Here is a 24762-nt window from a genome sequence, read left to right as displayed (position 1 = left end):
GTTATGCCTTGGATGTTTTGAACGCGAGAGGAATAGCTGCTGCGATCGCTTTTTTCATGACAGTCGGCAAGGCCTGCGCCTCAAGATTTGTAACCGGCTCCCACCATTCGTCATTCGTCGCGTATCCGACCCGTGGTTTGGCGGCTATCGCGGTGCGCCAGATCGACAGCCGGAGCTCGAAATGGGTGAAGACATGAATGACGGTGCCGCAGGCCTGCCAGGCCGCATCGAAGGGTGCGGCCGCAACTGAGGTCTCGCCGTCGATGCGCGCCGTCCAGGCCGTCGTCGGCACCTCGGTCATGCCGCCGAGCAGGCCGCTTTCAGCGCGCCGCCTGAGCAGGATCTCGCCTTCGCCGGTCACCGCGACGAAGGCAGCGCCCTGGCGAACCGGCTTTTCCTTCTTCGCCGCCTTGACGGGAAAGAGCTCGGGATCGGAAAGCTTCAGCGCCTGACACGATCCTCGGAACGGACAGAGCGAACAGGCCGGCCGCTTCGGCGTGCAGATCGTCGCACCGAGATCCATCATCGCCTGGGCGAAGTCGCCGGGGCGCGCGGCCGGCGTCATCAGCGCCACCTTGTCCTTCATCAGAGGCTTGGCGGCCGGAAGCGGCGTTTGGATCGCATAAAGCCTGGAGATCACCCGCTCGACATTGCCGTCCATCACGGCCGCCTGCCGGTTGAAGGCGATGGCGGCGACGGCGGCTGCCGTATAATCGCCGATGCCGGGCAGCGATTTGAGGCCGGCTTCGGTATCGGGAAAGACGCCGCCATGCTCCTTCGCCACCGCTTCGGCGCATTTCTTCAGGTTGCGGGCCCGGGCGTAATAGCCGAGCCCGGCCCAGGCCGCCATGACCGCGTCGCTTTCGGCCGCGGCAAGGTCGGTCACTTCGGGCCAGCGCTCGACAAACTTGGCGAAATAGGGTTTCACCGCCTGCACCGTCGTCTGCTGCAGCATCACCTCGGAAAGCCAGACGTGATAGGGATCGGGCTTGATGCCGCGTGCCGCCATGCCGGGTGAAACCCGCCAGGGCAGATCGCGGTGGTGCCGGTCGTACCAGTCGAGCAGGGGCTTTGCGGTGGGCGTGTCGGGTGTCGTGATCGTCATGATTTGCCGGGATCAGGGGAAGGCCCTATACTTGGCGAAGCAATGGCGCGCGATCAAGGCGGCCGCGCCAATTGGCAGCCGTGCCCAAGGGTTTCGATGAGTTATCCACGCAAAGATGTAAAGCAGATTTCCGAGCTGGCGAACGGGCTGATCGATCCCGTCCTGGCGCGCCGCGCCGGCATCAACACGGCGCTGCTCGGCTCGTGGAGCGAAATCGCCGGCGAGGATTTCGCCGATTGCACCCGCCCGGAAAAGATCGCCTGGGCCCGCGGCGGCGGCGATGACGGCAGCTTTCGACCCGGCGTGCTGACCATCGCCTGCGAGGGCGCGCGCGCGCTTTTCCTCACCCACGCCCAGGGCGAACTCATCCAGCGCATCAACAGCTTCTTCGGCTTTGCCGCCGTGCACCAGATCCGCATCGTCCAGAAGCCGGTCTCCCAGGCCGCGCGCCGCTCCCGCACCCCGCCGCCGCTGAAGGGCGAAGCCGCCCGCAAGCTCGAGGGCATGATGGAAGGGATAGAGGGCGACAAGCTGCGCCAGGCGATCCAGCGCCTGGGAACTGCTGTGATGGGCAAGCGGGGAAGTGGGCGCTGATGAGCAAGATGCCTGAATTCGTCCGAAACGCCGAGACTGGCCGTGGCCGGCATAAGGATGTGAGCGATGAAATCAGGCGTCGACAAATCCGCGAGGCGGTAGATGATCCGAATGCCGATATCGATGTCGATGTGGTCTTCGCGCGGCTCGAAGATCTACATGCCAAGCGAGTTGGCCAAGGACGGTAGAATTAGATCGCGTTTCTCCGGACAACCGTAAAGGCGGATGTAGAATCTGTCTTAGTCGGATGCTATATTTGTATAGCAGACAGGAGAAAAATCATGCTGGCCTTGCGGTTGCCACCTGAAATCGAAGCACGAACTCGATGAGCTATCTAGGCGGACGGGCCGAAGCAAGAGCTTCTACGCCCGTCAGGCCATCCTCGAACATCTCGATGATCTTGAAGATATCTATCTCGCCGAAAAGCGCCTCGAGGAGCTTCGGCGAGGTGAGAGTGATACAGTTTCGCTGGCCGAGCTAATGACGCGCCATGGCGTGGAGAATTGAGTTTCACAGGGCGGCCGAACGTGAGCTTGCGAAGCTCGGACACGAGGCAGCTCGCCGAATACTCCGATTTCTCAATGACCGCGTTGCAAGGCTTGACGATCCACGATCCATTGGAGAGGCGCTTAAAGGGTCAGAACTCGGAGATTTCTGGAAGTATCGCGTGGGGGACTATCGTGTGATCGCAAGCATCGACGATGGGGCGGTGCGAATCCTCATCGTGCGGATTGGCAACCGCCGCGATGTCTACCGATGAAACACGCGCCGACCGCTCGCAATTTTGTCTGGCCGTCCCATCGCGGTCACAATTCTTTGAAGGAAGTTGGTGAACCGTGGCTTGTGAGCGGCCGTCAGCCGTTATATCGCACAATCACGCCGTCACTCTCATACCTATGGGGAACCCATGCAGATGTCCGAAATGCAACTGACGAAACGCCGCCTCCTGGGTGGGATCGCCATCGCCGCAGCTGCCGCAGCGCTTGCCGCCTGCAACGACAGCAAGGACGCTGCTGATGCTTCGTCCTCCAGCAAGACCATGGCCGATGGCACCAACGTCGATACCATGCAGACGGCGGCGACGTCGGCGACCGGCATGCCGGAGTCAGACGGCGATGTCGACATGGCCGAGGTGCTGAAACCCGGCGCGCTGCCTGAAATGGCGCTGGGCAAGGCCGATGCTCCGGTCAAGATCGTCGAATACATGTCGATGACCTGCCCGCACTGCGCCCATTTCCACAACACCACCTTCGACACGATCAAGCAGAAATACGTCGATACCGGCAAGGTGCAGTTCATCATCCGCGAATTCCCCTTCGATCCGCGCGCTGCCGCCGCCTTCATGCTCGCCCGCTGCAGCGCCGCCAATCCGGGGCAGATGAGCACGCCGGAGCAGTATTTCCCGATGGTTTCGATGCTCTTCAAGCAGCAGCAGGTCTGGGCCGCCGCCGATGACGGCCGCGCCGCGCTGCTGCAGATGTCGAAGCTTGCCGGATTTACTGAGGATAGCTTCACGAAATGCTTGACGAACCAGAAGCTTCTGGATGAAGTGAACGCCACGCGGGAAAGGGGATCCAAGGATTTCGGCGTCGATGCCACGCCAACCTTCCTCATCAATGGCAAGCGCTATTCTGGAGACATGCCGGTTGACACCATGTCGAAGCTCATCGACAGCCTCATCTGAACCGGACCGTTTCGAAACGACGGGCGACGGCGAAAGCCGTGCGCCCCTTTTTCGTTTTCAGCGCAGTTTGCTGGTGTGGCCCCCTCATCCGCCTGCCGGCACCTTCTCCCCGCTGGGGCGAAGGGGATTTGCCGCAGCGTCTCGATTCCCTCTTCTCCCCAGCGGGGTTCCGAAGGACGGGTTGAGACCCGTGGCTCAACCCCGGTCGGTGCCCGTAGGGCGGATGAGGGGGCTTCCTGCCGTGGGTATTTCCGCATGAAGTTCAACAAGCTGCGCGTGGTCGGCTTCAAATCCTTCGTCGAGCCGACGGAATTCATCATCGAGCGGGGGCTGACCGGCGTCGTCGGCCCGAACGGCTGCGGCAAGTCGAACCTCGTCGAGGCGCTGCGCTGGGTGATGGGCGAGAATTCCTACAAGAACATGCGCGCCTCCGGCATGGACGACGTGATTTTCTCCGGTTCCGGCAACCGCCCGGCCCGCAACACCGCCGAAGTGGCGCTGTATCTCGACAATGGCGAGCGCACCGCACCTGCCGCCTTCAATGACAGCGACGAGATCCAGGTCACCCGCCGCATCGAGCGCGAGCAGGGCTCGCTCTACCGCATCAACGGCAAGGAAAGCCGCGCCAAGGACGTGCAGCTGCTGTTTGCCGACGCTTCCACCGGCGCGCGCTCGCCCTCGATGGTCGGGCAGGGGCGCATCGGCGAGCTGATCCAGGCAAAGCCGCAGGCCCGCCGCCAGCTCTTGGAAGAGGCGGCCGGCATTTCGGGCCTGCATTCGCGCCGCCACGAGGCCGAACTTCGCCTGCGCGCCGCCGAAACCAATCTCGAGCGTCTCGATGACGTCACCTCGCAGCTCGAAAGCCAGATCGAGAGCCTGAAGCGCCAGGCCCGCCAGGCGAACCGCTTCAAGACGCTGTCGGCCGATATCCGCTCCCGCGAGGCGATGCTGCTGCATATCCGCTGGGTGCAGGCCAAGGAGGCCGAGGCCGAGGCCGACAGCGCGCTCAACCAGGCAACCGTCATCGTCGCCGAAAAGGCGCAGATGCAGATGGAGGCGGCAAAAAGCCAGGGCATCGCCAGCCTGAAGATGCCGGAACTGCGCGAGGGCGAGGCGCGCGCCGCTGCCGCCCTGCAGCGCCTGCAGATCGCCCGCAGCCAGCTCGAAGAGGATGCCGGCCGCATCCTGCGCCGCCGCGACGAGCTGACCCGCCGTCTCGCCCAGCTGGCGGAAGACATCCGCCGCGAGGAGCGGCTGGTCGCCGACAATGCCGTCATTCTCGCCAAGCTCGACGCCGAAGAGGCCGAGATAGCGGAAATCCTCGCCGATTCCGGCCGTTATGCAGAGGAAACCCGCGAGGCCTTCGAGGGGGCGGCGGCAAAACTTGCCGACAGCGAGCGCGTCTTCACCCAGCTGACCGCCGAGCGTGCCGAGGCCGCTGCCGGCCGCAACCAGCTGGAGCGCGCCATCCGCGATCTCGCCGACCGGCGCATGCGCCTCGAACGGCAGATGAACGAGGCGAACCAGGAACTTGCGGCCATCGGTGAAAAGATCGCCGGCCTGCCCGATCCCGACGAGAAGCGCGCCGTCGTCGAGGCCGGCGAAATCGCGCTTGCCGACGCCGAAGCCGCCGTCCAGGGGATCGAGCAGGCGCTGGCCGCCGCCCGCCAGGCCGAAGCGCTGTCCCGCGCCCCGGTCGAGCAGGCTCGCTCTGGCCTCAATGCTATCGAAACCGAGGCCCGCACCATTTCCCGCATGCTCGCCGCCGGTGCGGCCGCCGGCAAGTTTCCGCCGGTCGCCGACGAGCTGAAGGTCGATCGCGGCTTTGAAACCGCGCTGGGGGCTGCGCTCGGCGACGATCTGGAATCGCCGCTCGATGCCGAAGCGCCGGCCCATTGGTCGGAGAATGGCGATGGCGCCGGCGATCCCGCGCTTCCCGCCGGCGCCACACCGCTGTTGACGCATGTCCGGGCGCCGGCCGCGCTCACCCGCCGCTTGCGCCAGATCGGCCTCGTCGACGAGGCCGAAGCGCAAGCGCTGATGGCGGCGCTGAAGCCCGGCCAGCGGCTGGTGACGAGAGAAGGCGCAGTCTATCGCTGGGATGGCCATGTCGCCGGCGCCGACGCCCCGAGCGCTGCCGCCCTGCGCCTTGCCCAGAAAAACCGCTTGGCCGAGCTCGAGGGCGAAGCGGCGATCGCCCGCGACATGCTCGCCGAAGCCGAGGAACGGCAGGCGGCGGCCGCCGAGGCGATCCGAGTGGAAGAACGCAAGCTTGCCGAAGCCCGCGACATGAGCCGGCTGTCGGCGCGTCATGTGGCCGAGGCGCGCGATGCGCTGGCCGCGGCCGAGCGTGCCTCCGGTGATCTGATCCGCCGCCGCGATGTCGTCAGCGAAGCGGCCAGCCAGTTGGGCGCGCAGCTGGAGGAGATCGGCGTCCAGGAGGAAAATGCCCGCATCGAGCTGGAGGATGCGCCCGATCTGACCGAGATCGATGAGCGGCTGCGCTTCCAGCAGGCGGAGGTGGCGACCGATCGCGGCGCGCTGGCCGAGGCCCGCGCCCGCCATGAAAGCCTGGCGAGGGAAAACGAGGCCCGACAGCGCCGCATCATGGCGATCGGCCAGGAGCGCGAGACCTGGCGCCAGCGGGCGGCAAGCGGCGAAGATCATGTCGCCACGCTGCGCGAGCGCGAGGAAGAGGCACGCGAAGAGGCGGCCGAACTGGAAATGGCGCCGGATGAATTCGATGACAAGCGCCGTGCCCTGCTCAGCGAATTGCAGAAGGCCGAGGAGGCGCGCCGCAATGCCGGCGATCTGCTGGCCGAAGCCGAACGCATCCAGCGCGAGGCCGACCACAAGGCGACGACGGCGCTTTCCGAGCTTGCCGAATGCCGCGAACGCCGCGGCCGCGCCGAGGAGCGCCTGGTCTCGGCCCGCGAGAAGCGGCAGGAAAGCGAAAGCCGCATCCGCGAGGTGCTGAACGTGCCGCCGCACGAGGCGCTGCGGCTCGCAGGCCTGCAGCCGATGCAGGCGCTGCCCGATCCGCGCGAGGTCGAGCGCGAGCTGGAGCGGCTGAAGATCGAGCGCGAGCGGCTCGGCGCCGTCAATCTGCGCGCCGACGAGGAACAGAAGGAACTGAGCGAAAAGCTCGAGGCGCTGATCAAGGAGCGCGACGACGTCATCGATGCGATCCGCAAGCTGCGCGGCGCCATCCAGAGTTTGAACCGCGAAGGGCGTGAACGGCTGATCGCCGCCTTCGACGTCGTCAACGGCCAGTTCCAGCGGCTGTTCACCCATCTCTTCGGCGGCGGCACCGCCGAGCTGCAGCTGATCGAATCCGACGACCCGCTGGAAGCCGGCCTCGAAATCCTGGCCCGGCCGCCCGGCAAGAAGCCGCAGACCATGACGCTGCTCTCCGGCGGCGAGCAGGCGCTGACGGCGATGGCGCTGATCTTCGCCGTCTTCCTCACCAATCCGGCGCCGATCTGCGTGCTCGACGAGGTGGACGCGCCGCTCGACGACCACAATGTCGAGCGCTATTGCAACCTGATGGACGAAATGGCGGCCTCCACCGAAACCCGCTTCGTCATCATCACCCACAATCCGATCACCATGGCCCGCATGAACCGCCTCTTCGGCGTCACCATGGCCGAACAGGGCGTCTCCACCCTGGTCTCCGTCGACCTGCAGACGGCCGAGCGCTTGCGCGAGATTGCGTGAGGTTTTGCGTGGCGGCTGTGCAGCCAAGCCCTGGGATTACCGAGGAGAGGTCTGGCCGCTCCCTGCGCGATGAAGCTACAGCCGGCGCTGAGGAGCACGCTGCATCGCCGGTGCGTCTGGCGAGAACGCCAACCACACTCTCCGTCATCCCAGGGCTTGACCCTGGGATCCACGACCAAGCAGGAGGACTTCCATTTCTCTGCGGTGGGACGCCTTCGCTGTTCACCCAGTGCCAGCCGCATGGATCCCAGGGTCAAGCCCTGGGATGACGGAGGAGAGGTGGTGCCAGGTTGACGGCGGATGTGGTGCTCGCTCGACGGAGAAGAGAAGATCCGAGTGGACGGCGCAGAGGTGGTGCCAGGAGACACGAGCCGCGCCGGGCGCGATCAACCGTGCGCGGCGGAGAAAGCTGCATCGGCAGTGCGTCTGGCGGCAAAGCCAACCACACTCTCCGTCATCCCAGGGCTTGACCCTGGGATCCACAACCAAGCCACTCGGCTTCTATTTCTCTACAGTGGGACTGTTCACCGACCCGGCCTGATCCACTCACCCACCCGACGCGGCCTGGAACACCGCCAGCTGTGCGGCGAAGGCGCGCTGGTAGGCCGGGCGCGCCTCGGCGCGGGCGACATAGCCGGCGAGGTTCGGGTATTCGTCCAGGATGTTCGATGATTTCAGCCGCAGCAGCACCGAGACCATCAGCAGGTCGCCGGCGCTGAAGGCGCCATCGAGCCAGTCGGCATCGCCGAGGCGGGCGGAAAGGCTGTCCAGCCGTTTGCGGATGCTCTCCTCGAGCGCGCGCAGGCGCTGCTCGTACCAGGGCTGGTCACGTTCGAGGATCCTTGTGAGGCTGTGATCGAAGACCGGCGGCTCCACGGTGTTGAGCGCGGCAAACATCCATGAAATCGCCCGCGCCCGAGCATTGGTTTCGTCCGGCAGCAGGCCGCCGTGACGCTCGGCGATGTGCAGCACGATCGCGCCGGACTCGAACAGGGTGAGATCGCCTTCTTCATAGGTCGGGATCTGCCCGAAAGGCTGGAGCGCCAGATGCGCCGGCTCCTTCATCGCCTTGAAGGAGACGAGGCGAACCTCGTAAGGCTGCCCCACTTCCTCGAGCGCCCAGCGAATCCGCATGTCGCGCGCCAGGCCGCGGCCGCGATCGGGCGAACGCTCAAAGGCGGTAATGGTGATCGTCATCGCTTCCTCCATCGCTGTCTGTCTTGAAGACGTCCGGCCGGACGGGGTTCCGACATCGATATTCGAGATAGTCCTCGCCGCCGCTTCGCAGAGGGCGAACGCCCTGCCGGCGCCGCACGTCAGCCTTCTGCCTCGCCGCATTTCGACAGAATCTCGTCGACGACGACGGCGAGCGGCGCCGTGGCGTCGATGCGCAGCGCATGCTGGGGAATATCCTCTTTCGTCGCATGCAATCGCATGATCAGCGCCTGTTCGGCCTGTCGTCCGCCGAACTCGTCTTCGGGCTTGGCGGCAAGCCGGCGCTTCAGCGTGTCGAGATCGACATCGAGCTCGAAAACCGCGTCGAACCAATCGACGAAGCGGGGAAGATTGCGAGAGCCACCGCAGAAGAACGAGATGAGGCTGCGTCGATCGACGATCATGGCTCTGACCTTCCCGACATCCCAGAGGTGATGCGCGTGCACCCATGCGGTGCGGTCCGCCACGCTCTCGTCGGCAGGCCCGTCCACCGGTTTTCCGGTCGTGGGATCGCCACGATAGGCAAGCTCCCGGTCGCCATGGACGACATGGTAGCCACGCCGCTGCAGCTCTTCGGCCACCGCGGTCTTGACGGCGCCGGAAACGCCTTCAATCAGATAGTTTCTGACGCCCATGTCGCTGATCTCTGAAACAGCCGTCCTCTTTCAACGGCGCGATTGGCTTACCATGGTTGCCGCCGCTGCGAAACGCCTGGGATGGTGTCGCCAGGTGGAATGGATCCCAGGCTCGAAGGCCTGGGATGACGGAGGAGCGGGGCGTTTCCGTCATGGTCGCTCGGAATGCTTCTTGCATCTCGCCGAGCCGCCTCCGATGGCGGGCGCCGAGGGGCGTCCCGGCCTTGGGAGCTTCAAGTTCCGATCAATCGGCGTGCATTTTTCGCGCATTCGGCGATAAACACCAAAAAAGGTCGGCTGTCTTGCGCCCCGTACCCCATTTGGGTGATGCTCTTTTCGCTGACTTGCATTAGAAGTTGTTTCAACGCAACCTGATTACTTTGCTGAAAAAAGCGGGCGCTCAGCGTGGCGGATGTCGAATTTGCGATGCGCTTTCCGGGTAGAGGGCAAGAATCCGGGGAGCTGTTTGGAGCAATGACGGGGGCGTAAGGCGGCTTTCCAGGCATTGCGGAAAACAACGATCGGAATGGTTCCATGAACCGTTCCGGGTTGCGGGACCCCCGTCCGGTTTTCCTGGCCGGACGGAAACAAGGCTTTGCGGGGCAATGTTGCAGCCCCGCAAAGCTTTTTTTATGCCTTGTTCCCATCAGGCGCGGTTCATAGTTTGACCGCCATTGCCCGCGAAAATATTGTGCGGCGCAGCATTTTTGCCGCGTTTGTCGATTTTCATTTCAACTCCAAGGCATTAAGCTAATCATGGAGGCTGCTGACAATGCCGGCCAAGTTTCTCTTCGTTATCCCCCGGACAAGGCCTGGGATGACGCCGGAAGGAGGGCGAGGCAGTCGACAGCTGAAGGATCACGCTGATCCTTCCGTGGTGTTGGGGGGAAGATGACCAAGTGGGTCTATAGGTTCGGCGACGGACAGGCTGAGGGCGGCGCGCGCGACCATGAAATTCTCGGCGGCAAGGGCGCCAATCTCGCAGAAATGTGCGCGCTCGGCCTTCCCGTTCCGCCGGGACTGACGATCGTCAGTCACGCCTGCAACACCTATTACAACAATGGCGGCCATATCGAGGACGGGCTGAAGGCCGAGATTCGCGCTGGCATAGCGGCGATCGAGGCGATCACCGGCCGCCATTTCGGCTCCACCAGCCAGCCGCTGCTGCTCTCGGTGCGCTCCGGCGCCCGCGTCTCGATGCCCGGGATGATGGACACCGTGCTCAATCTCGGCCTCAACGACGAGACCGTGCAGGCGCTCGGCCACGATGCCGGCGACGCGCGTTTTGCCTGGGACAGCTATCGCCGCTTCATCCAGATGTATGCCGATGTCGTCATGGGTCTCGGCAACGATGCCTTCGAGGAGATCCTCGAAGACGAGAAGGCCAAGCTCGGCCACGAATTCGATACCGAGATCAGCGCCTCGGAATGGCAGCATATCGTCTCGCTCTACAAGACGCTGATCGAGGAGGAGCTGGAGCAGCACTTCCCACAGGATCCGGAAGTCCAGCTCTGGGGCGCGGTCGGCGCGGTCTTTTCCAGCTGGAAGAGCGCGCGCGCCGTCACCTACCGCCAACTCCACAATATTCCCGAAGGCTGGGGCACGGCCGTCAATATCCAGGCGATGGTCTTCGGCAATCTCGGCAATTCCTCGGCGACCGGCGTCGCCTTCACTCGCAATCCCTCGACCGGCGAGAAGGCGCTTTACGGCGAATTCCTCGTCAATGCGCAGGGCGAGGATGTCGTTGCCGGCATCCGCACGCCGCAGAGCATCACCGAGGAGGGGCGGATTTCCTCCGGCTCGGAAAAACCCTCGATGGAAAAGCTGATGCCGGAGGCCTTCCACGAACTCAGCCGCATCTGCACCGAGCTCGAGATCCATTATCGCGACATGCAGGATATCGAATTCACCATCGAGCGAGGAAGGCTGTGGATGCTGCAGACCCGCGCCGGCAAGCGCTCGACGCGGGCGGCGATGAAGATCGCCGTCGACATGGTCGATGAGGGCGTGATTACCGAGGAGGAGGCGGTGCTGCGCATCGAACCCTCGAGCCTCGACCAGCTCTTGCATCCGACGATCGATCCGCGCGTCACCCGCCAGGTGATCGGCACCGGCCTGCCGGCCTCGCCCGGCGCTGCCACCGGCGCCATCGTCTTCACCGCCGAAGAGGCGGTCGAGGCGGAATCGGAAGGCCGCAAGGTGATCCTGCTGCGCGTCGAGACCAGCCCGGAGGATATTCACGGCATGCATGCCGCCGAAGGCATCCTGACGACGCGCGGCGGCATGACCAGCCACGCGGCGGTCGTTGCCCGCGGCATGGGCACGCCTTGCGTCGTCGGCGCCGGCACCATGCGCATCGATCAACGCAACGAGCGGCTGCTCGGCATCGGCGTCACCCTGAAGAAGGGCGATATCATCACCATCGACGGCTCGGCCGGCCAGGTGCTAAAGGGCGAGGTGCCGATGATCCAGCCGGAACTATCCGGCGATTTCGGCCGCATCATGGGCTGGGCCGACCGCGCCCGGCGCATGACGGTGCGCACCAATGCCGATACGCCGGCCGATGCGATGGCCGCCCGCTCCTTCGGCGCCGAGGGCATCGGCCTCTGCCGCACCGAGCACATGTTCTTCGAGGGCGAGCGCATCCATGTCATGCGCGAAATGATCCTCGCCGATAACGAAAAGGGTAGGCGGCTGGCGCTCGACAAGCTCTTGCCGATGCAGCGCTCGGATTTCACCGGCCTGTTCACCGTCATGCACGGCCTGCCGGTGACGATCCGCCTGCTCGATCCGCCGCTGCACGAATTCCTGCCGAAGACCGATGACGAGGTGGCCGAAGTCGCCTTCGCCATGGGCATGGAGCCACTCGCATTGCGCCAGCGCGTCGATGCGCTGCACGAGTTCAACCCGATGCTCGGCCATCGCGGCTGCCGGCTGGCGATCTCCTATCCCGAAATCGTCGAGATGCAGGCGCGCGCCATCTTCGAGGCGGCGGTGGCCGCAGCCCAGGAGACCGGGGCGGCCGTCGTACCTGAAATCATGGTGCCCCTGGTCGGCCTGCGCTCCGAGCTCGATTACGTCAAGGCCCGCATCGACGAGGTCGCCGGCGATGTCATGGCCGAGGCCGGCATGAAGATCGATTATCTCGTCGGCACGATGATCGAGCTGCCGCGCGCAGCCCTGCGTGCACACGTGATCGCCGAAGCCGCCGAATTCTTCTCCTTCGGCACCAACGACCTGACGCAGACGACTTTCGGCATCTCGCGCGACGATGCCTCCGCCTTCATTCCCACCTATCAGCGCAAGGGCATCATCGAGCACGACCCCTTCATCTCGCTCGATTTCGACGGCGTCGGCGAATTGATCAGCATCGCCGCCGAACGCGGCCGGCGCACCCGCAACGATATGAAGCTCGGCATCTGCGGCGAACATGGCGGCGACCCGGCCTCGATCCGCTTCTGCGAGACGATCGGCCTCGACTATGTCTCCTGCTCGCCGTTCCGCGTGCCGATCGCCAGACTGGCGGCGGCGCAGGCGGTCATATCAGGAGGTCTGAAAGACCTCCGGTCAGGAGGTCTGAAAGACCTCCGGGGGAAATAAATGAGACGCTGGGCAGCCCTGCGGGCACCCGGGGCAGCTCTGCGGGGCGCCCTGTTTTAATAACGATACCGCCAACGATCGCGGTAGACGTAAGGCCCGTTCAGATCCCAGGCCATGCGGTTCATCATCTCCGCACTCTGCGCCCGCGATTCCGCCCGCCGGTCGAGATCGATGCGCTGCAGGCAGGTGGCAAAACCATCCGAGCCGCGGCGGAAGCCGTAGCTCAGGCACTGCCGCTCATCCAGCGCCCGCCGCTCCTCCGGCGTCATCGTCTGGCAGGCGGAAAGGCCGGCGGCGAGGGTGGCCATGCTGATGAGGAGAGCGATGCGCATCGGGGTATTCCTTGGTTTTCCCTGAGGAAATGCCATTCCGGCGCGGGCGTCAAGCGGGGAGGCCGTAGGGCGTGCCCCCACCCACCCTCCGTCATGCTCGGCCTTGAGCCGAGCATCCACGCCGCATCCACCGGCAGCAGTTGCATGGATCCCAGGCTCAAGGCCTGGGATGACGGAGAGTGTGGTTGGCGTTTTCGCCAAAGCCGCCAAAGTAGAGAGGCTCCGCACAAGAACGAGTGCCCACCCCACGCTCCGTCATCCTCGGCCCTGAACCGAGGATCGGCCTTGAGCCGAGCATCCACGCCGCATTCACCGGCAGCAGTGGCATGGCTCCCAGGCTCAAGGCCTGGGATGACGGAGAATGTGGTGGGCGGTTTTCGCCAAACGCGCCGCCAGAGTAGGGAGACTCCGCACAAGAAGGAGCGAGTGTCCACCCCACGCTCCGTAATCCTCGGCCTTGAACCGAGGATCGGCCTTGAGCCGAGCATCCACGCCGCATCCATAGGCAGCAGTCGCATGGATCCCAGGCTCAAGGCCTGGGATGACGGAGAGTGTGGTTGGCGTTTTCGCCAAACGCGCCGCCAGAGTAGGGAGGCTCCGCCCAAGAACGAGCGAGTGCCCGCCCCACCCTCCGTAATCCTCGGCCTTGAACCGAGGATCCATACCGTCTCCATCAGCAGCAGTCGCATGGATCCCAGGCTCAAGGCCTGGGATGACGGAGAGTGGTTGGCGTTTTCGTCAAAGCCGCCAGAGTAGGGAGACTCCGCACAGGAACGAGCGAGTGCCCACCCCACCCTCCGTCATGCTCGGCCTTGAGCCGAGCATCCACGCCGCATCCAACAGCAGCAGTTGCATGGATCCCAGGCTCAAGGCCTGGGATGACGGAGAGTGTGGTTTGCGTTTTCGCCAAACGCGCCGCCAGAGGGAGAAGGGGGAGGCTACGCCGCCCCGGCCGGATCGCCGATCGGCAGCAGGGCCGGGTCGAGCGGGCGGTCTTGCGGGTTCTTCGTGTCGTCCGGATCTTCGGCCGGCGTCAGCGGCGGTTTTTCCTGAGTGGGGTCGGGAATGCCGGGCTTCGGGGTGGGCTCGCGCGGCGGATCGGCATTGGGTGTCGGATCTTTGTTCGGCATGATCGCCTCCTTTTCGACAAGGGAACGGCACCGCCGGGAGATGGTTCCACTTTCACGAGCCGGCATTCCTCTGTATGAGGAAGCCTCTCAAGCATGGAAACCAGCATGGCCATCCGCGATCGATTTTCGAAGAAACTGAACTGCCCGCAATGCGGCAATAGCGGCTTTGCCGAGGCCTCGGAGATCGACGATCCCAAGCGCAAGCATCCGGATTTCAAGGTCGATCAGCTGCCGCGCGGCTTTGGCGTGCAGCGCCCTTCCAACCACCAGGAAAGCTTCATGCTCAAATGCGAATGCGGCCGCAAGTTTCCCTTCCGCAGCCTGGCGGAGGCCGCGGCCGAGCGGCGCTGATTCAGGAGTTTATATCCGTTCCAGCACTTCGATGAAGGCATCGGCGAAGCGCACCAGATGGGCGGTGTCCTCGTCGGGCGCCTGCATGCGGATTTCGGTGCCGGCATAATCGAGCAGCGCCAGCACGACGCGCCTGTCGCTTTCGCCATCGGGAATGCGCAGCACCGCGATGCGCCGGCAATCGGCGATCAGGCCGCCGGCCGGCAGGTCGAACAGCAATTCGCCGCCCGCCCGGTTCGCCGCCTGGCGCACCGCCTCGCAGAAACCGGCATCGCCGTCGGCATAGCCTTCGAGTGAAAGTTCGAGCTCGACGAGCTCCATCGGCAGCATCGGCTCGCTGTGATCGATTCCGCCAAGCGCAGACGCCTGCGGTCTTGCTGCTATCTCGGGTGAAATCATCCCGCCTCTCCTTGCCTTTAACCGGAGATGAAACCGCGGCAGAATGACCTGTTTTTAACATATCAGCAAGGGCTCACGAATCGGCCCGGCGATGTCGGGAGAATTCCATCGGATATTCCGAGACAACAGTTTCAATTCAGCCGAATCTTGCCGAGATCCGGATGATTTTAGGCCGGGCTGGCCTAAAATCTGAATCCGGATCTAAATCAAAGAAATAGAGCATGATGTCGTCCGAAAACCGCTTCACACTTTTCGGCATCATGCTCTAAACAGGGATATGGCGATTTGCGTGGTTGAGGGCGCGGCGCTGACGAGCAACCGGTAAGTTTGATGGCCATCCGTTACGACCGTCCCGTTTCCAGCGCCGCCCGCTTTTCGCGGCTGCTCGGGGCGTTTTCCCTGGTTCTGGCGCTGGCGGTGCTGATCGCCCATCGCTTCGGCGGGCTTGCCACCCCCTATCTCGTGCTGCTCTTGATCACCACCGCCGGTTTCGCGCTGCTGGCCGCCCTGCTGGCCGCAATCGGCCTGCGCAGCCTCTGGGTATCAGGGGCCGAAGGCGGGCTGGCCGCACTCGCCGCGCTGATCTATACCGCCTTTCCGCTCTCCATCGGCGCCTTGGCCGCCGAGCGCTACATGACGCTGCCCGACATCTACGACGTCTCCACCGATCCGGTCACAGCACCCGACTGGCTCTCGACCCCGAAAGCCGATCAGATCTGGCTGAAGCGCAATCTCGTGACGCCGGAGGATCGCGAAAAGCAGATCGCCGCCTATCCCGAGCTGACCGGCCGGCGTTATGAGGGCGCGCTCGACCGCGTGCTGGAGGCGGTGCGCAAGGTCGCTAAGCAGAGCGGCTTTGTCATCGTCAGGAGCACCGGTACGACAGAGCCGGACCGCGACCCGGAGGACAGACCGGCAAAGCCCGCACGCGGCGACGAGGCCGTCGCCGATGCGCCCGGCATCATCCCCGTGCCGACGCCGCGCCCCTATGACGACGACGTCGCCAAGCTGATCCGCGGCGCCAATGGCGTGACGCTGCAGGCGACCAACCGCACGCTGATCCTCGGCCTGCGCTTCGATATCCTCATCCGTCTGCGCGAAGAGGCCGAAACCACCTTCGTCGACATCCGCGTCGCCTCCCGCTACGGCCAACACGACCTCGGCTTCAGCGCCGCGATCGCCGGGGACTATTTGAAGGCGCTGGATGCCGAACTCCTGGGGCTTGCGGGTGGGTGAGCAACGGTGGCGCAAAGCGCCAGCAATCGATCCAGTGAATCGATTGCAGTTGCGAACGCCCTGAGCCCAAGCGAAGGGCCGGGATAGGGTGCGGCAAACTCGACCCACTTCCACCGCCGCAAACTCGACGCTCCTGCCATATCACCCACGGGTGGCACCAGTGCCCAGCCCCGTCCTTCGAGGCTTCGCCCTATGGGCTACGCACCTCAGGATGAGGCTGGAGAGAGGGCGCGCCATCAGGCCGGAGAGGGCATGCCGCGCCTGCCACGGCACACCGCAGAGAGGTTGGCAGGCGCCACGCACAACGACCAGCCCTCATCCTGAGGTGCCCCGCAGGGGCCTCGAAGGACGAGGGCGGGTGGTTCCAGTGGCCAGCCCCGTCCTTCGAGGCTTCGCCCTATGGGCTACGCACCTCAGGATGAGGCTGGAGAGAGGGCGCGCCATCAGGCCGGAGAGGGCATGCCGCGCCTGCCACGGCACACCGCAGAGAGGTTGGCAGGCGCCACGCACAACGACCAGCCCTCATCCTGAGGTGCCCCGCAGGGGCCTCGAAGGACGAGGACGGGTGGCACCAGTGGCCAGCCCCGTCCTTCGAGGCTTCGCCCTATGGGCTACGCACCTCAGGATGAGGCTGGAGAGAGGGCGCGCCATCAGGCTGGGGAGAGGGTGTGCCGTGCCAGCCCCCTCTGCCCCGGCGCCCGGGGGCGGCCACGGCACACCGCAGAGAGGTCGGCAGGCGCCACGCACAACGATCAGCCCTCATCCTGAGGTGCCCCGCAGGGGCCTCGAAGGACGAGGGCGGGTGGTTCCAGTGGCCAGCCCCGTCCTTCGAGGCTTCGCCCTGCGGGCTACGCACCTCAGGATGAGGCTGGAGCGAGGTCACGCCATGACGCTGGAGAGGGCTCACTCCAGCACCAACCACCCCGAATACCGCACCACCAGCCCGGTCAGCCGCCCGCCGATCTCGACGTGAAAATGAAACCGGCCATCGCGCTCCTCCTCGTAAGTGTCGCCGCCCGGCGCCAGAAACAGCGGCAGCGGGACCCCGAGAAACCGCCAGCCGCGCACGACAAGCCGCAGCCTGTCGCCCTCCGGCACCAGCGCCAAGAGCACCCGGAACGGACCGAAGGCCTCGGCGAGCAGGTGCCGGTCGCTGCCCTTGCCCTCGGCCTGCGAGCTGCGGAACGCCTTGCCCCCGAATGTGCGCGTCCAGATCTCACTGTCGCCATCGGCGGCAAAGCGCACCGCGACCGGCACATCGTCGCCCGCCGGGGAAAGCCGATCACGCCGGCGACGAGCCGGGCGAGCAGCCCGCCGCCGCGCTCGATCCGTGCCCGGCCGGAGGCGAGGCGCGTGCCGCCGGCATGGATCGCGGCAAGGGCGGGCGGCAGCTGCTGCCAGGCGCTGCCGAGAATGCGCCGGTAGAGCGGCAGCGGCTCCTCCTCGTAGTCCAGCCGGATGCCTGAGGTGATCTTGAACCGCCGGAAGGCCGCTTCGAAATCCGCAAGCGACAATTCCCCCGCCGCCGGCCGCGCGCCACTCTGGGGCCGGATGCCTTCAAGCAGCCGGCGCACCAGCGCCTCCACGCCGATGACCGGAACGAACGGCCCGTCATCGCCTTCGGCAATCAGGTCCCAGCTGGATGTGATCCGCCGCCCATCGCGATCGAGCCCGGCGGCGCGCACGAACATGCCGCCGCGATGAGCGCCGAGGGCGAAGCGGTGGCTGGCTTCCTGCAGCACCCTGGAAAACGGCTTGAGCGACGGCAACAGCCGGAGGCGCACCAGCCGGGCGGCAAGCCCAAGCAGCCGCTGCAGCGCCTGCGGCTCGGTGCCGACGCCGGTGAAGGTCGATTGCAGGCCGGGAACGTGCTGCGGCAGCAGCGCAAGATCGGGCGCATCGACCAGCAGGAATTTCCGGCTGGCGAGCGGCGCGACGCCGGGCGGCGCGATCGTCACCCGCATGTCATCGATCAGCCCCGACCCTGCGGCCGGCCGCCCCTCGCGCAGCACCGCCACCGGCTTGCCGGCATAGCTCGATATCGCCCTGACGACATTGAGGCCGATCTTCACATGCGCCGACGGTGCAATGCCCGCCGCCACGCTTTCGATACGGGAGAACTGCGGCGCCATCGCCGCGAGCGCCGCGAAGGAGAGCGCCGGAAGGCTGCTGAGGCCGGAGAGCGCAAAAACGCCCTTAGCCCTCGCCTCGGCATCGAGCCCGCTGATGCCGGCGACGAAGCCGGTGCTGTCGGCAAGATCGGCATAATCGATGTCGAGCCCGATGCAGGCGCGCACGACCTTATAGGGGTCTTCCCCGAAACTCTGGAACGGCCCGGAGGCATCGACGACGAGATCCGGCCGCAGCCGCGTCAGCTGCTCGATGAGATCGCCGTCACGATCGAAGGCGACCGCCTGCAGCCACGCGCCGAGATCGTTGCCGCCGAGGCGCCCGGCCCAACCTCTCGGCGAGCGCAGCTCCGCCACGAAATCATCCGCCTTTTCGAGCGACCGCCCGGCGATCAACAGCCTGAGCCTGGGTTCATCGCCAAGCAGCCGCGCCAGCCGCCCGCCGAAAGTGCCGTAACCGCCGATGATCAGCAGCGAGAGCCTCTCGCCGCTCATGTGATGAAGCGGCTCCGCTGCTCCGCTGTCGGCACCATGCAGCTCTGCCGGCCGGCAATCTTCAGCCGGTTGCGGGCGATGAATTCATAAAGCGCATCGGCAAGGCGGCGCGGCAGCAGCCGGAAGACCTTGACCAGCGAATAGGGAAAGCCGAGGCCGGCCACCATGCGGATCGTGCCGTCCGACTTGAAGAAGGCGCGGCCATTCTCGATGAGGATATTGGTTTCATAATCGCGCTCATTCAGCCCATAATGCCGGTAGAGTGCGGCGCCGAGCGGCGTCTGGGCCGCGAGGAAGCGGTAGCGCCGCTGCCTGTCGTGCTTCAGCGCGAATTTCACCCAGCCGGAGCAGAAGACGCATTCGCCATCGAAGACGATCAGCGGCTGGTCATCGGCAAAATCCGGCACATCGGCATCGTTGCGGTAGCTGTAAGCGGCGCGCGTCATGGTAATCTCCCCATCTCCGGCTTACAACAGCCGGTAGGTGGCGGCAAGCGAAGGCGGCCCATCCGCCGCGATCTCGCCGCGCTCCACGAGATCCTCGATATGGGCGAGCACGGAAAGTGCTGCCCCCCATGCAGCTTCGGATCGGTATCGCGATAGATCGCCTTCACCATGTCGGAAATCGCGCGGTCGCCCGCCCGGATGCGCTCGAGGATCGCCCGCTCGCGCCTGAGGCGATGCGCCTTCAGGCCCTGCAGGAAGGCGGCGGGCTGCGTGACCGGGCCGCCATGGCCGGGCAGCAGCAGGCGGTCGGCGCGCGCCATCAGCCGCTCGAGCGAGGCCATGTAATCGGCCATCGACCCATCCGGCGGCGCGACGATCGAGGTCGACCAGGCCATCACATGATCGCCGGAGAACAGGGTATCGCGGCCTTGGAGCGCGAAGGCGGCATGATTGGCCGTGTGCCCCGGTGTGGCCACCGATGTCAGCGACCAGCCATCGCCGGATAGGGTCTGACCGTCACCGAGCGCGATATCGGGCACGAAGGCGAGATCCGAGCTTTCGGAAAAGGGATTGATCTCGCCAGCCCTGAGCGGCCGTGCCGGCCGGTGCGGCCCCTGGCCCACCGTCACCGCCCCCGTTTCCGCCTGCAGCCGGCGGGCCAGCGGCGAGTGGTCGCGATGCGTGTGGCTGACGAAGATATGCGTCACCTCACGGCCGGCGAGCGCTGCCATCAGCGCCTGATAATGCGCCTCGTCCTCCGGCCCGGGATCGATGACCGCGACCGAGGAAGCGCCGACGATATAGCTGTTGGTGCCGTAAAAGGTGAAAGGCCCGGGATTCTCAGCCGTGATCCGCACGACCTGAGGCGCAACCGGCACGGCGCGCCCATAGGCCGGCTCGAAAGCAAGGTCGAATGCGGGGCTTTCCATGAAGGCGATGATCTCGCGGCCGATGACGTCGCCCATTCCTAGCACGGCCCTTGGTGCTCTGCAGCGCATAAATCTGCCGCAGGCGCAACTTAGTCATTGTGACAGACGGAGAGCTTTGCTAATCAGGCGTCGATTTGAGCCGGCGCTTAGCGCCGAAAGCTCTGGTGGGGCGTAGCCAAGCGGTAAGGCAGCGGTTTTTGGTACCGCCATCCCCTGGTTCGAATCCAGGCGCCCCAGCCATTTTTAGTACGGTCGTATATTTGAACTCGCCGAGCGACTTCACGTGGCCTGCTTTAAAGTCACGATCGCCAAACTTGGATGAAAAAGGGAATTGGTGGCTGTCTTTTCTGTTAAGCTGGCTGCCTTTCTTTCTAGCACGATCTGCCCGTCGAAGGTCGACTCATGAGCTTATTTTCTCCGCTGTCACCTTGGCTCGATCGAAGAGAGTTCACGCCACCTTTTGAAGATATTCTCGACGTCGATCTTGATGACAATCGCGGTTGTCATGTGGGGCTCGACGCTTGGATGCCCGTCTATGAGGCGCACGCGTTGAAGGCCCAGAGTCTGACGGATTCGTGGCATGCAGTGAGGTCCTACGTTTCAAAAGCATGTGATTTGATAGGTACGGACGAGCCGGTTTCACTGGACAACGAAGACCGAGAGATGATCCTGGAGAGCTGCGGTGAGCCCCCGAGACAAGCCTATCCGCTCTATTTCATCACGACGAGAGAAACGAAAGGCGAGGACGTGATCGTGTATATCGGCAAGACATCTTCTAGGTCCAAAAGGTTTTCAGGGGGACACGCCGCCATTTCAAAGCTCCACGCCCCTAAGTTTCAATCTGCAGATAAACGCCTATATCTCGGCTGCGTAACCTTTGTGGACAGGAAAGGCAAACATGCTCCTCTCGAGATGATGCAGCCGTTGCACACGGCTCAAATGCTTTTAGCAGATCTAGAAATGCAGTTGATCTACCACTTTCAACCTGAACTTAATACCAAGGGAAAGCAGAACCAATTATCAAGGCTTGAGCAGACTGTTCAAATTCAAGGATTGGATGACGGAGATGATTACTTTATTCATCCTGGCGAAAGGTCCATCGATTTCCGCTGATAGCTGCGTCGAGCTGATGCCCCAGGGTATTGGTCGAACCGAGCCCTGCTGAGATTGCGGCTCGATGGCGAAGCTCCCGCAGTTGTGCGCCAGGCTGCGCAGTGGGTTGGTCCTTCCACGGTCTTGTACCTACCCAATCTTTGCAAACAGCCGAATCCCAGTTAATCCCCCAAGCCTCTCCACCAGCGCCTCCTGAAACCCTGCATCACCAACCTCTGCCGCCGCCTCCCGCTGCTGCCGATGATACCAATACCCGCCGCTCACCTTCGCAGCTTCGTCCTCGCTCGTCGCCAGCCACGTCTGCGTGAGATGCCCCATCTCAAGATCATCCGGCGCGCCAGCGCCGCCCATTTTGGTCGGCACCCAGCCGGGGTCGACGGCGTTGCTGAAGACATCCGGCCAGTGGCGGGCCAGGGCGGCGGCGAGGGTGGCGATGTAGAGCTTGCTTTCCGAATAGGCTTGGCTGGCGTTCCATGGCCGCCGCTTCCAGTCGATATCGTCGAGCGCGCTGCCGCCGCTTCGGTGCATGCCGCTTGTGAGATAGATCAGGCGGTCGGGGCGGGTGATCCAGGCGGTGAGGAGATAGGGGGCGAGCACGTTGACTGCCAGCGTCTTGGCGTGGCCTTCAGGCGTGTCGCCGCGGCTTCTTTCGAGGTAGATGCCGGCATTGTGGATGACGGCGTCCATGCGGCCGATAGCGTTGACCTGTTCGGCGATGGAGTGCGTCTCGGCGGCGCTGGCGAGATCGCCGATGACGAGGCCGAGGGCGGTGGCTGATGTCTCCGATATGGCGGTGGCGCGCTCGCGGGAGCGGGCGTGGAGGACGACGTCGTGGCCTTGGCTGATGAGGGTGCGGGCGGCGGCAAGCCCGAGGCCATCGGTGGAACCGGTGATGAAGATGCGGCTCATGGGGGTTTCCTTTCGCGGTGGCGGGGTGGGGCAGAGTGCTTGGCTGTGGGTCCTCGGGTCAAGCCCGAGGACGACGGAGGGTGGGGGAAGCCTTGCTGCAAAACCGACCCGCCGGCCACGCGCACACGCCCACTTCCGCGGAATTCGCTAGCAGATGCCACCAGCCGAAGGGAGTGCGTGGCAGCTTTGCGCCACCGGCGTCGACTTCCGGTTTCGTCGGTCAGCGTCAATCGCGCCGCCGGCCCGACAGCAAAGACGTTCCGCCCTAAGCCGGCATCTTAGTGCTTCAACGAGCAACGATTTTGATCCGCATGCACCCGTCGGCGTCGTTGTATTGCTCAAGGTGAGAGATGGAGGCATCGGCGTGTAAAGCGTCAACACCGAGAGCCAGGTCACCCGCGATTATCATCGCACTCCTGGAAGCTAATTTGACAACGTTTTCGATAAGCTCTGTCCCGCCGACAATCGGAGAGGGACTGTAGGCAACGTGCTCCCCAGGTAACAAATCACCTATCGTCCGTCGAACGGCGACCGTCATCTCATCATAGGGCAAACGGCAGATCGGCAAGAATTCGCTGGCGAAGAACTCGCTGAAGTCAGCGGCTATCTTCTTGGGTTGCATTGCCAACCCTTCGATGAAATAGACGCTGGGATCGCCAGCATTAAGTTGGCCAATATCATAGGCAAATTGGTCGCCCCAACCAGTTTCGCCGAAGCAGAAATAAGGCGTTACACGCCCAGCCCAAGCGAATTTCCAGAAGTTTTCCGAATTCCATTGTGCGAAATCTACCGCGGACTGCGGGCCGAAACCAAACAGGCGAACATATCCGCCATAAGCTTCAACTCCGTTCGTGCACTTCAGGAAGTCGAGATGGTCGACCGGTAGGGCGACGTCCAACAGAGGCCCAACTGCGTCAGCAAGGGTGGCATCGAGGCCTGACCTCGTGACTACGTCCTCAATTGTGAAAAGCTTCTGGAACCGCCCTGCGAACATCAAATCACCTCAACGACATGAAATGATAATTCTCACAGCAGACGAATGGAAGGCGTCCGCTTCAGGCCCATAGCGGACGTTGACAGCCCAGTCACTGAGGACAGCTTCGCGCCTGGAGGCGGTCATGGTGGCATTTGCTGGCGAATTCCGTGGCTTTGCCCCTCACCCTAACCCTTGCCGGGGTCGAGCCGCTGGTCTCGACCCCGGTCGGTGCCGGCAGGCGGATGATGGGCAGGCCCCACGCAACGGGCGGCATGGGTCCTCGGGTCAAGCCCGAGGACGACGGAGGGTGGGGGGAGCGTTTCAGCCAAACCCACCGCTGGGTCCCACTCACGCGTCCGCTTCCCGCCGCCGCTCCGCTCCGGCCGCGATCGTCTGCACCAGCTCGTCCACCTCGCGCGCCAGCCGTTCCAGCGGCAATCCCACGAAGCGGCCCTCCAGGCTGATGCTGACCACCCCGTGGACGGCGCCGAAGAGGGTGCGGGCGCGGATGGCGCGGTCTTGCGGGGGCATGTCGGGCTGCAGTTCGGCCAGCGGTTCGGCGATCACGTCCATCAGGAAGAGGTGTTCGTCGAGATGCCATTGCGGCGTCGGGCTGGTGTCGGGGGGAAGTGGTCGAACAGCGCCTTCCAGAGGTTGCGGTGCTCGACGGCGAAGGCGAGGTAGCCCTGGGCGAGATTGCGCAGGCGGTCGGTCGGGCTTTTGTCGCGGGCCTCGGGCAGCGTCAGCTTCGCCTCCAAGGCCTTCAGCGTCGAGGAGTTGACGTGGATGACGAGCTCGGCGAGGTCGGTGAAGACGGTGTAGAGGCCGCCGAGCGCGCAGCCGGCGTCCTGGGTGATGTCGCGGGCGCGCAGGTTGGTCAGCCCGTCGCGGGCGATGCGCTCGCGCGCCGCCTCGATCAGCCGCGCCTTCAGATCCTCGCGTTTTTCTTCTCGCCTGCCGGCCATTAACCATTCCACTTCGATTTTTTGAACGTCGTTCAAAAATTATCTTGAACGACGTTCATGATTCTGCCATAACAGCACTCGTGAACAACGTTCATAAACCGGAGGCAAGAAATGTTCAAACTGATTTCTATTCTCTTGCGGGGCAGGGCGCATGATGCCGAGCAGGCCTTTGCCGATCGCCACGCCGTGCCGCTGCTGGCCCAGCAGATCCGCGATGCCGCCCAGGCGATCCAGTCGGCGCGCCGCAGTGTGGCCGTCGCCATCGCCCAGAACGAGCAGGAAAAGGCGCAGCATCAGACGATCGTCAGCCGCATCGCCGATCTCGAGACCCGCGCCTGCGCGGCGCTGGATAAGGGCAATGAGGGCCTGGCCCGCGAGGCGGCCGAGGCGATCGCCTTTCTCGAAGCCGAGCGCGATGCTTCGGTGGCGGCGCAGGCCCAGTTCACCACATCGATCGGCAAGCTGAAGGGCATTGTGCGCTCGGCCGAGGCGCGGCTGCAGGAGCTGCAGCGCGGCGAGCGGCTGGCCCGCGCAACGCAAGAGGCGCAGAAGCTCGATGTCGTCGTCGCCGGCCCTGGCTTCGCCACCCTCGACGAGGCCGAGGAGACCCTAGCGCGGCTGCGCCTGCGCCAGAGCCAGAACGAGCTGACGGCGGCGGCGCTGAAGGACATGGAAAGCGCCACCCGGCCGGCCGGCATCATCGAAAAGCTCGCCAATGCCGGCTGCGGCGCGCCGCTCACCTCGTCGGCCGATGATGTGCTCGCCCGGCTGAAGAGCCGCATCACGCCGGCCGCCTGAATTC

21 protein-coding genes, 1 tRNA gene and 4 pseudogenes are annotated in these 24762 nt (G+C 64.5%); 13 read left to right on the top strand and 13 right to left on the bottom strand.

Features of this window, described 5'->3' with window-relative positions; translation table 11 throughout:
- Nucleotide 1: 1 nt before the first annotated feature.
- A complete protein-coding gene (gene mutY / locus MHI61_RS18645; protein WP_239790035.1) occupies nucleotides 2-1105 on the bottom strand; it encodes an A/G-specific adenine glycosylase in 1104 nt (367 codons plus the stop codon).
- Between the two features lie 96 nt (nucleotides 1106-1201).
- Between mutY and MHI61_RS18640 the strand changes: the two genes are divergently transcribed.
- From MHI61_RS18640 to MHI61_RS18615, 6 genes and pseudogenes are all read left to right on the top strand, one after another.
- Nucleotides 1202-1699 (top strand): DUF721 domain-containing protein, encoded by a 498-nt coding sequence (locus MHI61_RS18640; protein WP_239790034.1) that lies wholly within the window; start codon nucleotides 1202-1204, stop codon nucleotides 1697-1699.
- Nucleotides 1699-1887 carry a type II toxin-antitoxin system ParD family antitoxin gene (locus MHI61_RS18635; RefSeq protein ID WP_239790033.1) on the top strand — a complete coding sequence of 63 codons (189 nt, stop codon included), beginning with the start codon at nucleotides 1699-1701 and terminating at the stop codon, nucleotides 1885-1887. The genes MHI61_RS18640 and MHI61_RS18635 overlap by 1 nt, the downstream gene beginning before the upstream one ends.
- Nucleotides 1888-1980: 93 nt before the next feature.
- Nucleotides 1981-2206: pseudogene (locus tag MHI61_RS18630) on the top strand (DUF6290 family protein).
- Nucleotides 2190-2459: a type II toxin-antitoxin system RelE/ParE family toxin gene (locus MHI61_RS18625; protein WP_239790032.1), complete on the top strand. Its 270-nt coding sequence runs from the start codon at nucleotides 2190-2192 to the stop codon at nucleotides 2457-2459. The pseudogene MHI61_RS18630 and the gene MHI61_RS18625 overlap by 17 nt, the downstream one beginning before the upstream one ends.
- Before the next feature lie 147 nt (nucleotides 2460-2606).
- Nucleotides 2607-3383, top strand: coding sequence for a DsbA family protein (locus tag MHI61_RS18620; protein ID WP_239790031.1), 777 nt, complete (start codon nucleotides 2607-2609; stop codon nucleotides 3381-3383).
- A gap of 255 nt (nucleotides 3384-3638) precedes the next feature.
- Nucleotides 3639-7100: a chromosome segregation SMC family protein gene (locus MHI61_RS18615; protein WP_239790030.1), complete on the top strand. Its 3462-nt coding sequence runs from the start codon at nucleotides 3639-3641 to the stop codon at nucleotides 7098-7100.
- Nucleotides 7101-7646: 546 nt separating this feature from the next.
- Here the strand turns inward: MHI61_RS18615 and MHI61_RS18610 are convergent.
- The 3 genes from MHI61_RS18610 to MHI61_RS18600 form a co-directional block, all read right to left on the bottom strand.
- A complete protein-coding gene (locus MHI61_RS18610) occupies nucleotides 7647-8297 on the bottom strand; it encodes a glutathione S-transferase family protein (protein WP_222139011.1) in 651 nt (216 codons plus the stop codon).
- A 119-nt stretch (nucleotides 8298-8416) separates the two neighbouring features.
- A complete protein-coding gene (locus MHI61_RS18605; RefSeq protein WP_239790029.1) occupies nucleotides 8417-8950 on the bottom strand; it encodes a nucleoside kinase in 534 nt (177 codons plus the stop codon).
- A 233-nt stretch (nucleotides 8951-9183) separates the two neighbouring features.
- Nucleotides 9184-9486 carry a hypothetical protein gene (locus MHI61_RS18600; protein ID WP_222139013.1) on the bottom strand — a complete coding sequence of 101 codons (303 nt, stop codon included), beginning with the start codon at nucleotides 9484-9486 and terminating at the stop codon, nucleotides 9184-9186.
- A gap of 59 nt (nucleotides 9487-9545) precedes the next feature.
- Between MHI61_RS18600 and MHI61_RS18595 the strand changes: the two genes are divergently transcribed.
- Entirely contained in the window at nucleotides 9546-9704 is a 159-nt protein-coding gene (locus tag MHI61_RS18595) for a hypothetical protein (RefSeq protein ID WP_222145561.1), read from the top strand.
- A gap of 137 nt (nucleotides 9705-9841) precedes the next feature.
- A complete protein-coding gene (gene ppdK, locus MHI61_RS18590) occupies nucleotides 9842-12550 on the top strand; it encodes a pyruvate, phosphate dikinase (RefSeq protein ID WP_239790028.1) in 2709 nt (902 codons plus the stop codon).
- A 56-nt stretch (nucleotides 12551-12606) separates the two neighbouring features.
- Here the strand turns inward: ppdK and MHI61_RS18585 are convergent, their stop codons facing one another.
- Together MHI61_RS18585 and MHI61_RS18580 are read right to left on the bottom strand one after the other, a co-directional pair.
- Nucleotides 12607-12882 carry a hypothetical protein gene (locus MHI61_RS18585; RefSeq protein ID WP_222145559.1) on the bottom strand — a complete coding sequence of 92 codons (276 nt, stop codon included), beginning with the start codon at nucleotides 12880-12882 and terminating at the stop codon, nucleotides 12607-12609.
- A 938-nt stretch (nucleotides 12883-13820) separates the two neighbouring features.
- Entirely contained in the window at nucleotides 13821-14012 is a 192-nt protein-coding gene (locus MHI61_RS18580; protein WP_239790027.1) for a hypothetical protein, read from the bottom strand.
- Between the two features lie 105 nt (nucleotides 14013-14117).
- Here MHI61_RS18580 and MHI61_RS18575 point away from each other — a divergent pair, with 105 nt between their 5' ends.
- The gene (locus MHI61_RS18575; protein ID WP_064686508.1) at nucleotides 14118-14363 is read left to right on the top strand and encodes a hypothetical protein; all 246 of its coding nucleotides are present in this window, start codon (nucleotides 14118-14120) and stop codon (nucleotides 14361-14363) included.
- Nucleotides 14364-14372: 9 nt separating this feature from the next.
- On the opposite strand, the gene MHI61_RS18570 is transcribed toward MHI61_RS18575, so the two are convergent.
- Nucleotides 14373-14762, bottom strand: a complete 390-nt coding sequence (locus MHI61_RS18570) for a hypothetical protein (RefSeq protein WP_239790026.1) — start codon at nucleotides 14760-14762, stop codon at nucleotides 14373-14375.
- Nucleotides 14763-15092: 330 nt separating this feature from the next.
- Here MHI61_RS18570 and MHI61_RS18565 point away from each other — a divergent pair, with 330 nt between their 5' ends.
- On the top strand, nucleotides 15093-15998 hold the full coding sequence (locus MHI61_RS18565; protein ID WP_239790025.1) for a DUF1499 domain-containing protein: 906 nt from the start codon (nucleotides 15093-15095) through the stop codon (nucleotides 15996-15998).
- Between the two features lie 903 nt (nucleotides 15999-16901).
- Here MHI61_RS18565 and MHI61_RS18560 read toward each other — a convergent pair.
- The 3 genes and pseudogenes from MHI61_RS18560 to MHI61_RS18550 all read right to left on the bottom strand — a co-directional run bounded on the left by MHI61_RS18560 (nucleotide 16902) and on the right by MHI61_RS18550 (nucleotide 19997).
- Nucleotides 16902-18622: pseudogene (locus MHI61_RS18560) on the bottom strand (DUF4166 domain-containing protein).
- Nucleotides 18619-19068, bottom strand: coding sequence for a DCC1-like thiol-disulfide oxidoreductase family protein (locus MHI61_RS18555; RefSeq protein WP_239790024.1), 450 nt, complete (start codon nucleotides 19066-19068; stop codon nucleotides 18619-18621). Before MHI61_RS18555 ends, MHI61_RS18560 begins: the two are co-directional and overlap by 4 nt.
- A gap of 21 nt (nucleotides 19069-19089) precedes the next feature.
- Nucleotides 19090-19997, bottom strand: a pseudogene (locus MHI61_RS18550) (MBL fold metallo-hydrolase).
- A 165-nt stretch (nucleotides 19998-20162) separates the two neighbouring features.
- On the opposite strand from MHI61_RS18550, the gene MHI61_RS18545 reads away from it, so the two are divergent.
- Both MHI61_RS18545 and MHI61_RS18540 read left to right on the top strand, forming a co-directional pair.
- Nucleotides 20163-20237, top strand: a tRNA-Gln gene (locus tag MHI61_RS18545).
- A gap of 162 nt (nucleotides 20238-20399) precedes the next feature.
- Nucleotides 20400-21110, top strand: coding sequence for a hypothetical protein (locus MHI61_RS18540; RefSeq protein WP_239790023.1), 711 nt, complete (start codon nucleotides 20400-20402; stop codon nucleotides 21108-21110).
- 129 nt (nucleotides 21111-21239) lie between these two features.
- Here MHI61_RS18540 and MHI61_RS18535 read toward each other — a convergent pair whose 3' ends face one another.
- The 3 genes and pseudogenes from MHI61_RS18535 to MHI61_RS18525 form a co-directional block, all read right to left on the bottom strand.
- A complete protein-coding gene (locus tag MHI61_RS18535; RefSeq protein ID WP_239790022.1) occupies nucleotides 21240-22019 on the bottom strand; it encodes an SDR family NAD(P)-dependent oxidoreductase in 780 nt (259 codons plus the stop codon).
- Between the two features lie 286 nt (nucleotides 22020-22305).
- Nucleotides 22306-23013 carry an SMI1/KNR4 family protein gene (locus MHI61_RS18530; protein ID WP_239790021.1) on the bottom strand — a complete coding sequence of 236 codons (708 nt, stop codon included), beginning with the start codon at nucleotides 23011-23013 and terminating at the stop codon, nucleotides 22306-22308.
- A 330-nt stretch (nucleotides 23014-23343) separates the two neighbouring features.
- Nucleotides 23344-23960, bottom strand: a pseudogene (locus tag MHI61_RS18525) (WHG domain-containing protein).
- A gap of 111 nt (nucleotides 23961-24071) precedes the next feature.
- Here MHI61_RS18525 and MHI61_RS18520 point away from each other — a divergent pair.
- The gene (locus MHI61_RS18520; RefSeq protein WP_239790020.1) at nucleotides 24072-24758 is read left to right on the top strand and encodes a PspA/IM30 family protein; all 687 of its coding nucleotides are present in this window, start codon (nucleotides 24072-24074) and stop codon (nucleotides 24756-24758) included.
- Nucleotides 24759-24762 lie beyond the last annotated feature (4 nt).

The organism is Rhizobium sp. K102 (assembly GCF_022385315.1).
In the GTDB taxonomy this organism is placed as follows: Bacteria; Pseudomonadota; Alphaproteobacteria; order Rhizobiales; family Rhizobiaceae; genus Rhizobium; species Rhizobium croatiense.
Note: the sequence above shows the minus strand (reverse complement) of the source record. Positions and strands in the feature narration are given on the sequence as shown.